10 protein-coding genes are annotated in these 8,219 nt (G+C 68.7%); 8 read left to right on the top strand and 2 right to left on the bottom strand.

What is annotated here, in order from left to right:
• Positions 1-192: 192 nt before the first annotated feature.
• Positions 193-1,572 carry a tyrosine-type recombinase/integrase gene (locus tag ACWF94_RS26090; RefSeq protein ID WP_453493210.1) on the bottom strand — a complete coding sequence of 460 codons (1,380 nt, stop codon included), beginning with the start codon at positions 1,570-1,572 and terminating at the stop codon, positions 193-195.
• Between the two features lie 409 nt (positions 1,573-1,981).
• Positions 1,982-2,392 carry a helix-turn-helix domain-containing protein gene (locus tag ACWF94_RS26085; RefSeq protein ID WP_453493208.1) on the bottom strand — a complete coding sequence of 137 codons (411 nt, stop codon included), beginning with the start codon at positions 2,390-2,392 and terminating at the stop codon, positions 1,982-1,984.
• A 228-nt stretch (positions 2,393-2,620) separates the two neighbouring features.
• Here ACWF94_RS26085 and ACWF94_RS26080 point away from each other — a divergent pair, with 228 nt between their 5' ends.
• From ACWF94_RS26080 to ACWF94_RS26045, 8 genes are all read left to right on the top strand, one after another.
• Positions 2,621-3,127, top strand: a complete 507-nt coding sequence (locus ACWF94_RS26080; RefSeq protein ID WP_453493205.1) for a hypothetical protein — start codon at positions 2,621-2,623, stop codon at positions 3,125-3,127.
• 81 nt (positions 3,128-3,208) lie between these two features.
• Positions 3,209-3,811 carry an RNA polymerase sigma factor gene (locus ACWF94_RS26075; RefSeq protein ID WP_453493202.1) on the top strand — a complete coding sequence of 201 codons (603 nt, stop codon included), beginning with the start codon at positions 3,209-3,211 and terminating at the stop codon, positions 3,809-3,811.
• Positions 3,808-4,557 carry a BN159_2729 family protein gene (locus tag ACWF94_RS26070; RefSeq protein ID WP_453493199.1) on the top strand — a complete coding sequence of 250 codons (750 nt, stop codon included), beginning with the start codon at positions 3,808-3,810 and terminating at the stop codon, positions 4,555-4,557. Before ACWF94_RS26075 ends, ACWF94_RS26070 begins: the two co-directional genes overlap by 4 nt.
• Positions 4,554-5,156, top strand: a complete 603-nt coding sequence (locus ACWF94_RS26065; RefSeq protein WP_453493196.1) for a hypothetical protein — start codon at positions 4,554-4,556, stop codon at positions 5,154-5,156. Before ACWF94_RS26070 ends, ACWF94_RS26065 begins: the two co-directional genes overlap by 4 nt.
• Entirely contained in the window at positions 5,149-5,727 is a 579-nt protein-coding gene (locus ACWF94_RS26060) for a hypothetical protein (protein WP_453493194.1), read from the top strand. Before ACWF94_RS26065 ends, ACWF94_RS26060 begins: the two co-directional genes overlap by 8 nt.
• A complete protein-coding gene (locus ACWF94_RS26055; RefSeq protein ID WP_453493191.1) occupies positions 5,727-6,641 on the top strand; it encodes a hypothetical protein in 915 nt (304 codons plus the stop codon). Before ACWF94_RS26060 ends, ACWF94_RS26055 begins: the two co-directional genes overlap by 1 nt.
• Positions 6,638-6,931, top strand: coding sequence for a hypothetical protein (locus tag ACWF94_RS26050; RefSeq protein ID WP_453493188.1), 294 nt, complete (start codon positions 6,638-6,640; stop codon positions 6,929-6,931). The genes ACWF94_RS26055 and ACWF94_RS26050 overlap by 4 nt, the downstream gene beginning before the upstream one ends.
• Entirely contained in the window at positions 6,928-8,211 is a 1,284-nt protein-coding gene (locus ACWF94_RS26045) for an AAA family ATPase (RefSeq protein WP_453493185.1), read from the top strand. The genes ACWF94_RS26050 and ACWF94_RS26045 overlap by 4 nt, the downstream gene beginning before the upstream one ends.
• The last annotated feature ends 8 nt before the right edge of the window (positions 8,212-8,219 follow it).

The raw sequence follows: 8,219 nt of genomic DNA, 5'->3' as shown, positions 1-8,219 counted from the left end.
GGCTAACAGGATTTGAACCTGTGGCCTCATCCTTATCAGGACCCGATGCAGAAAAGGCATCGCCGCTGGTGAGTGAATTCCCTGCTCAGCCAGCACCTACGCCCTTCTACATCGCAGATACCCGCCGGACCCCTATGGAACCCAGCCCGTTCCCGGGGTAGTTCCGGGGTAGCAGCGGGGTACCACGACCCCCTAGCTGACCAGGCGCAATGCCCGCTCGGGCCGCCGCCGGCCGCCCCGACGCCAATCATCCATCGCCGCCAGAACCTGCCCCGCGCAGTCCGCCGCAGCATGCGTGTACAGCCAGGTGACCTGACCCGCGCGCTCGTGCCCGAGGATCTCCTGCGTCACAACCTCCGGCACCCCCCGGGCGTGCAACCGGGACGTGAGCGTGTGCCGCTGGTGGTGAAAGTCGGGCCACCAGTCGACCCTCTCCTCCTGGACCTTCCGCATCCGCCCCGTCGTCGGGTCCGGCTTCTGCACGGTGACCTTCCGCACCGTCTTGCGGGCGACCCCCGCGGCCTCGATGGCGTCGATCCACCGCCGCCGGACCGTCGAGCGCCGCAACGGGGCACGGTACGGCCGCCCCGTACGGCGGCACTTGCCGTTGCGACCGTGGAACACCAGCTCGTCCTCGCGGAGCCCGTCACCAGGCTCGGACTCGACCCGGCTTGCGTTCGGCGATGCGGCCAGGACCTCGCGCAGCACGGCGACAGCCAGCCCGGTGAGGGGCACCGTGCGGAGGCCGGCGCTGGATTTCGGGTACCTCTTCCTCTTGATACGGCCGCCAACTTCCGTCAGGACTTCGCGGACCTGGAGACGCCGGCCCTCCAGGTCGACCCAGCACCAGCGGAGTCCGGCGATCTCGCCGAAGCGGAGCCCTGTCTCCTGGGCGAGGACCTGAACGTTGTGCAGCCACTTGGGGAGGCAGGCCCGGATGCGCCAGAGCTGCCCGTATGTCGGGGGCTTCCGGTCTTCAGGGTGCTTCTTTTTGATCTTGGGCATCTTGACGCCCTCGGCGGGGTTGAACGGGATGCGGCGGTCGCGCTTGGCGGCTTCGAGCATGCGGTCGAGGATCTGGAAGGTCTTGACCACGGACGACGGGGCGAGGGGACCGCCGTTCTCGTCGACCAGGCCGTTGACCCAGAGCTGGATCTCCCGCCACTCGAACTCGTAGAGGCGCAGGCTGCCGAAGTGGGGCTCGATGTGGTTCCGCCACGACCTGAGGTCACGGTCCTGGGTCGTCTCCTGGCCAGTCTGGGTGGGCCACCAGAGACTGTGCCAGTGACAGAGGGTGATCTCGCCCCGAGCTGGGTCGATCCAGGTGCGCTGGCGGATCTCGGTGTGGGTCTGCTCCAGGAAATGCACCGCTTCGGTCTCGGTGGGCCAGTTTTTGCTGCGGCCCCGGCCGTGGGGGTCGGTGTATCGGGCTTCCCAGGTGCCGATGTGCTCGACAGCGGGCGGCCGGTCGCCTGGAAATTTCCTCAGGCACGGCGGGCAGCCGCACTTCATCGACGGGTTGGGCCGAGGGTTCTTGGTCTCGCGCGGGTTTGCAGTGCTCCTACGAACCACGGTTGTTTCCCTACTGATCAGTTAAGACGCGGCCACCTCCTGTCTGCTCGCCCGGTAGATACACGGGGTCGCCGCAGAAGCAGGCGAGGCCGGCGCTGGATGTCGGTGCGCCGAGGTCGATCGTCAGGAGCGCGCGCAGTTCCATGATCAGTAGGTGATGGTGGGTTCCCCGTGGGACAAGGATTTTGACCTCGTCTGGGTCCCAGACTGCGATCTCCGGCAGTGCGTCATCGACCTCGATGATGCGGATGCACACAGGTGTCCCCCAGGATGCGCGGTGGCATGGAGCCCGGTGCGGGAGGACAGCGGGAAGGCTGAGGCTACGCCTATGTGGTGATGCTGTGGAAGTTTTTCATTGGATATGTTCTGAAGAAGAGAAAACCCTCCCTATTAGGCAACCCTTAGTGACTTATCGGGCAGATGCTCGCATAGCCTCGGCGGCCTGCATCAGGGCCCGTTGGGACTCGGTGGGCAGCTCGCGGTAGATGCGCAGGAGTCGCTGTTCGCGCTCGGCAGTCGTTGGCCCGGGCACGGTCCGGCCGGCGGCGGTGAACATCTCGCGCGGTGTGACATTCACATGCCAAGTCCGGAACGTGTCAGCGAGGGACCGCAGGTCGTCCGGGGGGATACGCGAGGTACCGCGGGCCCGTGTCATCCAGGCGTTCAGCGTCGCGTACTTGACGCCGGCCGCCGACGCCAGCTCTTTCTGCGTTTTGTCGGCTTCGGCGAGTAGGCGTGTGAGTAGTGCTGCCAGGTCCTCGCCGCTGGGGGCGGGGTCCTCGGCGGCAGTGGCGCCGGGGCCGCGGGGTCCTGTAGTCACCCTGGGAGTTTCGTCTATTTGTATCTACATCCGCAAGTAGATCGGGGATACGCAGGCCCGATTTCACCGCCCCTTTGCTTTCTACATGCCCCCTGTGTGCCCTTGTGGGGCACATCTGGCGCGCCACAGACCACAGTTGACCCAATCCACATCTACATGCAGACTGTAGATAGTGCAGGTCAACGGGTCCTGCGCACTACCACCCATGCCCATGGCAGAGGTTCCACCATGCGACGACTGGAAAGCGGTCAGCCCCTCCGGGACGCCATGAAGGCGGCCGGGATGGGCATCCCCGCCCTCGCCGCCAAGACCAAGGAGATCGACCCCGAGGGCCATGGCCTGTCCGGGTCGTACGTCGGGTTCATCGTCGGCGCGGGCAAGACCTCCCGTGACGAGTGCAGCGACCGGGCCGCACAGCTCATCGCCGCCGCACTCGACCAGGAGGTCGGCGCGCTCTTCGAGACGGTTGTCTACGTGCTCGATGAATCTACATCCACACGCAGAACGCATGTCACGCTTTCGCGGAATCGGGGCCGGGCCGTCCCGGAGCACCTGATGACGCAGAAGGAGCTGGCTGCCTACCTGCGGAAATCGATGTCCTGGATCGACCGCCAGGTCCAGGAGGCCAAGGCGCGCGGCGAGATCTGGCCGGGCCTGTTCTACGTCGGCGAGAGCCGCCGGTTCGACCCGGCTGAGGTTCTGGCCAGCCAGCAGATCCAGCACGCGACTGCGTGATCACTCAGAGCGGGGTCGCCCGCACCGCCAAGTACAGGGCGACCCCTGCGACCACCCACACCCAGAGAAGGAGAGGCAGCCGTGAAACCACAGGCTAGCCCCAAGATCCACCGGCCGGAGGCGGAGGCGGAGCCGGACCTCATCGTCCGCGCCCGCAACGGCGACCCCGAGGCATTCGCCACCCTCTACAACGAGCACCACGGCGACGTGGCGCGCTACCTGCGGAGCAGGGTCCGCGACCAGCACACCGCCGAGGACCTGACGCAGGAAGTCTTCCTCCGCGCGCTGCGCCGCATGTCGACGTTCTCCGGGCACGGCTTCGGCCCCTGGCTGGGGACGATCGCCCGCAACATCGCCATCGATCACTCCCGCTCCAGTCGCGTGCGGCTGGAGGTCCCGGTGGACGCGGTGGGAGAGGGTCACCAGGTCGCCGCGAGCGCGGAGGACTCCGCGCTCCACGAGATCGGGCGGGTGGATACCGCTGCCCATATCGCGGCAGCCATGACGACGCTGACGGTGCCCCAGCAGCAGTGCCTCCGACTGCGGTACCTGGAGAACCAGTCGATCTCTGAGACGGCGACGGCCACGGGCCGGACCGTGGGGGGCGTCAAGACGATGACGTACCGCGCGGTTCAGGGGATGGGCCGCGCTCTGCGGTCTGCCGGGATGGTGACGGCGGCGTGAACCGGAATCTTCCCCAGGTGATCAAGACGGTCCGCGAGACCGTCGGCTGTTCGGAGGCGTACGCGGTCCAGGTCGCGCACGCCCTGGACCGGGCACAGCTCGTGGTGGACCCGGAGCGCTCGTACGGCGTCCTCCTCCGCCGGGAGCCGAGCGGTGGCTGGTCGACCCAGTCCCGTACGGAGCGGCAGACGCAGGCGGCTGCCTGGGCTGCGGCATGCTCCCGCGCTGCTGCGCTGGCCGAGCAGATCCGTGCGGAGTGCGGGCCCGACTCCGGCCTGATGTCCGTACGGAGCGATGGCGCACAGGTTCTCGTCACGGTGCAGGTGACCGCTGCGGAGCAGTGGGGCCAGTGGCGCCAGTACCTCGGCATCACGGCCGAACCCGAGCGGAAACCGCTGCCGTACGCGTACGTGGGGTCCGGTCACCGGGCCGGTGTCGCGGTCAGCGTGGTCGCGTACGACGCTCCGCAGGTCGAGGCCCGTACGACTGCCGCCGCCCGGATGCCGTACCGGCACGGGGGCATCGTCTACGACCTGGCACTCCCGCAGCAGGACATGGACGGCGACGTCTGGGATTACGCCGAGTGCCGTGCGGACGGTATGCCGCTGCTGACGATGCGCGGGGCGAGCGGTGAGCGGTGCTCGCTGGCGCACATCGTGGACTACGTGGGCCCGTTGGCGGCCGTGCGGGCGTCGTCCGCTCCGGCGCTGGTGTCGTCTGCCGTCGAGGGTGGTGACACCGAATGACGCACTCTCATCTGGCAGAGGTGGTCACCGCGGCGATCCTGGGCACGGTGCCCGGAGCCATCGCGGACCACACGACGGTCTCGGTCGAGCACGCGTATCTCGCGGCGGGGCAGCCGAGCCTGGACACCTGGACTGGTGGCGTCGAGTCCCTGGCGGACCGGATCGTGACCGCGCTGCACGGAGAGCTGGGGAAGGACACCCGCGAGCCGGGCGAGTCCACTCCGGCCCTCGGTGAGTTCCTGGCCTGTGGCAACCCCCGGTGTGACCGGGGCGAGTGGGCGGCCAAGGCCGCCGAGCGCGGCTGGGAGGAGAAGCAGGGCGGGCGGTGGCTGTGTGCGCAGTGCGCGGCTGACCGGGCTGACTTTCTCTCCATGGCGGACGGCACGCGGCAGGAGATTCTCCACGAGCACATCGTGGCTGCCGGTGGCCGCTGGTCGACCAGTCGAGTGCTCCAGACGTACCGGCCGCTCGGGATCCGGGTCACGCGGTACGCGGCCCGGTCCGACCTCGCCGAGCTGCACCGCCAGGGCCACCTGACGCTCCACGACCAGGACCCGAACCGCCGCTTCTACACCGCTGCGGGAGGCTCCGATGCCTGACCTGAGCACCCGGCGCGGGTACCTCCTAACCCGCATCCAGGAATCGGGCGGGACGTGGACCACACGACGCGCCGAGACGGTTCTCGCGCACAGCCCGTGGGGCCACCACCGGAACACCGCCAGGAAGGACCTGCGAGCCCTCGCCCGCGCCGGGCGTCTCGTCACCCAGGACCGCGACGGCCGCCGTACCTACACCGCTCCCCATCAGCTGACCGTGGACCAGCCCGCGATCGTCGAACTGTCCGACGCCCTGCTGACGCTGTCCGGCTGGTCGCTGACCGAGCTGGCCCCGGACTTCTACGGCATCAGCCACATGGAGATCGGCGGCTGGGCGCCGGAGGGCTGGGACCGTGCGTCGATCTCGTGCGGCACCAACCGGCTCGTTCGCGCCGAGCTGCCCGGCACCGGCAGCATCACCGAGCCGGTGAACGTCGAGGTCGAGGCCAAGTACCACGGCACGGACCGGGCGTTCGTCAAGGTCCGGTGGCAGCACCTGCGGTACCCGGCGGACTGGCTGGACACCCTGCGCACGACGGGCAAGCTGCCCGCCCCGATCGGCGGTGGCGTCTGATGCCTCGCATCGCCTACACGGACATCAAGTTCCGATCGGCCAGCCTGAACCTGATCCGCACGGCGGAGACCATCTGTAGGGAGTACGCCGAGCAGGGCTTCGACCTCACCTTGAGGCAGTTGTACTACCAGTTCGTCGCGCGCGGGTACATCGCCAACAAGCAGTCCGAGTACAAGCGGCTCGGCAGCGTCGTCAACGACGCGCGCCTGGCGGGCCTGCTCGACTGGGACTACATCGTCGACCGCACCCGGAACCTGCGCGGTCTGTCCCACTGGGACAACCCCGCGTCCGTGATCCGATCAGCCGCCTACGGCTACCGCACGCACCGGTGGGCCGACCAGCCGTACCGCGTCGAGGTGTGGATCGAGAAGGATGCGCTGGTCGGCGTGATCACCGGGGTCTGCCAGCGGAATGACGTTGACTTCTTCTCCTGCCGGGGCTACACCTCTCAGTCCGAGCTGTGGGGAGCCGCTCGCAGGCTGGCCCGGTACGAGCAGCAGGGGCAGAAGCCCATCGTGATCCACCTAGGGGATCACGATCCGTCCGGGGTGGACATGACCCGGGACATCGCCGACCGGCTGGAGCTGTTCGGTGCGGACGTCGACGTACGGCGGATCGCGCTGAACATGCACCAGGTCGAGCAGCACCGGCCGCCGCCGAACCCGGCCAAGCTCACCGACTCCCGAGCCCGCGGTTACATCCGGCAGCACGGGACCAGCAGCTGGGAGCTGGACGCCCTCGACCCCACGATGCTCGACCGACTCATTGAGGACGAGATCTGGGCCTGGCGCAACGCGTCCCTGTGGGAAGCGGCCACCGAGGCGATGGAGCACGAGCGCGCTCTCCTCCAGCAAGTGTCTAGGCGCTGGACAGACGTGGTCGAGCTGATCTCGGAGGCCGGTGAGAACCGGTGAGCGCGTACTCCCGTATCTACCAGGCCCTCACCCGGAGCGGCACGCCCGCCCCCGAGGCGGCGGCCGACCTCGCCGAGCTGCGCGCGGAGATCGGGGCCGAGCTGGCCGCCGGCCTCCAGGCGCACGCGACCGAGGCGTACGCGCCGACCGAGGCCGACACCCGCGGTGTCGCGCGGCTGAAGAAGCGGCGGTACGCCGTCGCGTCCCGCGCTGCCGACTGGATCACGCAGGCCACGGCGACCGGCCGCCTCACCACCACCCCGAACCAGCACACCCGGAGCACACCGTGACGTTCAGCTTCGCCCCCGCAACCCGCGAACAGGCCAAGGCCCGCATCGGACTCCAGGGCCCCGCCGGGTCCGGCAAGACCAAGTCCGGCCTCCGCATCGCCGAGGGCCTCTCACAGGGCGGCCCTATCGGCGTCATCGACACCGAACGCGGCAGCGCCCTCACCTACGCCCCCGTCCCCGGGCGCCCGGACCTCGGCGGCCACGAGTTCGGGCACATGCCGATGGACACCCACGACCCGCGCCACCTCATCAAGGCCATCGACGCCGCGAAGCAGGCCGGGATCGCAGTCCTGATCGTCGACTCCTGGTCGCACTTCTGGAACGGCCGAGGCGGCCTCCTCACCATCGTCGAAGAGGCCGGACGCAAGCCGGGCGCTGGCGGCTCCTTCGGCGGCTGGCGCGAGGGCAACCCGATCGAGCAGGACATGCTCGACGCCCTACTCAACTACCCCGGCCACGTCATCGCCACGATGCGCACCAAGGGCGACTACGTCATCGAGGGCAAGAAGGTCACCAAGGTAGGCGTCAAGGCCGTTCAGCGCGAGGGCGCGGAGTACGAACTCGGCTTGATCCTCGACATGGTTGAGGGCACCGGCACGGTCACGAAGACCCGCTACACCCCCCTTGAAGGGATGACGCTCTACCACCCCGGCGAGGACCTGGCCGAGGTGATCCTCGAACAGCTCGGCCAGGGCGTCGACCCAGTCGAAGCCATCATGAACGAGCTGACGGCCGAGAGCCTGACGTACCAGGGCGCGCGGTCTCTGCACGCCAGGGCGAGAAACCGCGGCCTCCTCAGCACGGGACAGCTCCACCCCAGGACAGGGGAGCCGTCGACGATCGAGGCACTGATCGTCGAGTACGGCTCGGCGCTGAAGGCCGCCGAGGAGACCCCCGTCCCCGCCTCGGCTAAGACGGGGCAGGCTCCCCCCGCGCCTGAGGCGACCTCCGGCGTCGGCCAGCAAGAGCAGTACGGCGGCGACGGCCAGGAGCAGGCCCCGCACACGCCGCCCGGCCCGACCTCCGGCGAGGGCGCGACGGCTCCGCAGATGCGGAAGATCTTCGCGAGCTTCAAGGACCTCGATTTCACCGGAGACCGCGACCGTCGCCTCCGTGCGATCGGCCTCCTGATCGGCCACGAGATCGCCTCGCAGAACGAACTCACCTTCGGTGAGGCATCCGACCTGATCGAGATCCTGGGCGGCTTCGACAGCCCGGACGGCTTCAAAGAGCACCTGAACGACCTCCTGGCCAAGGCCCAGCAGCCCGTTCCCGCCTGATCCACCAC

It is taken from the genome of Streptomyces sp. NPDC055078, assembly GCF_053607985.1.
This window is presented reverse-complemented; position numbering and strand designations above follow the sequence as displayed.

What these genes read in the sequence shown, in the direction of transcription:
- ACWF94_RS26065 (WP_453493196.1), top strand. Translation starts at nt 4,554, where the DNA reads ATGACGCACTCTCATCTGGCAGAGGTGGTCACCGCGGCGATCCTGGGC.
- ACWF94_RS26080 (WP_453493205.1), top strand. Translation starts at nt 2,621, where the DNA reads ATGCGACGACTGGAAAGCGGTCAGCCCCTCCGGGACGCCATGAAGGCG.
- ACWF94_RS26060 (WP_453493194.1), top strand. Translation starts at nt 5,149, where the DNA reads ATGCCTGACCTGAGCACCCGGCGCGGGTACCTCCTAACCCGCATCCAG.
- ACWF94_RS26055 (WP_453493191.1), top strand. Translation starts at nt 5,727, where the DNA reads ATGCCTCGCATCGCCTACACGGACATCAAGTTCCGATCGGCCAGCCTG.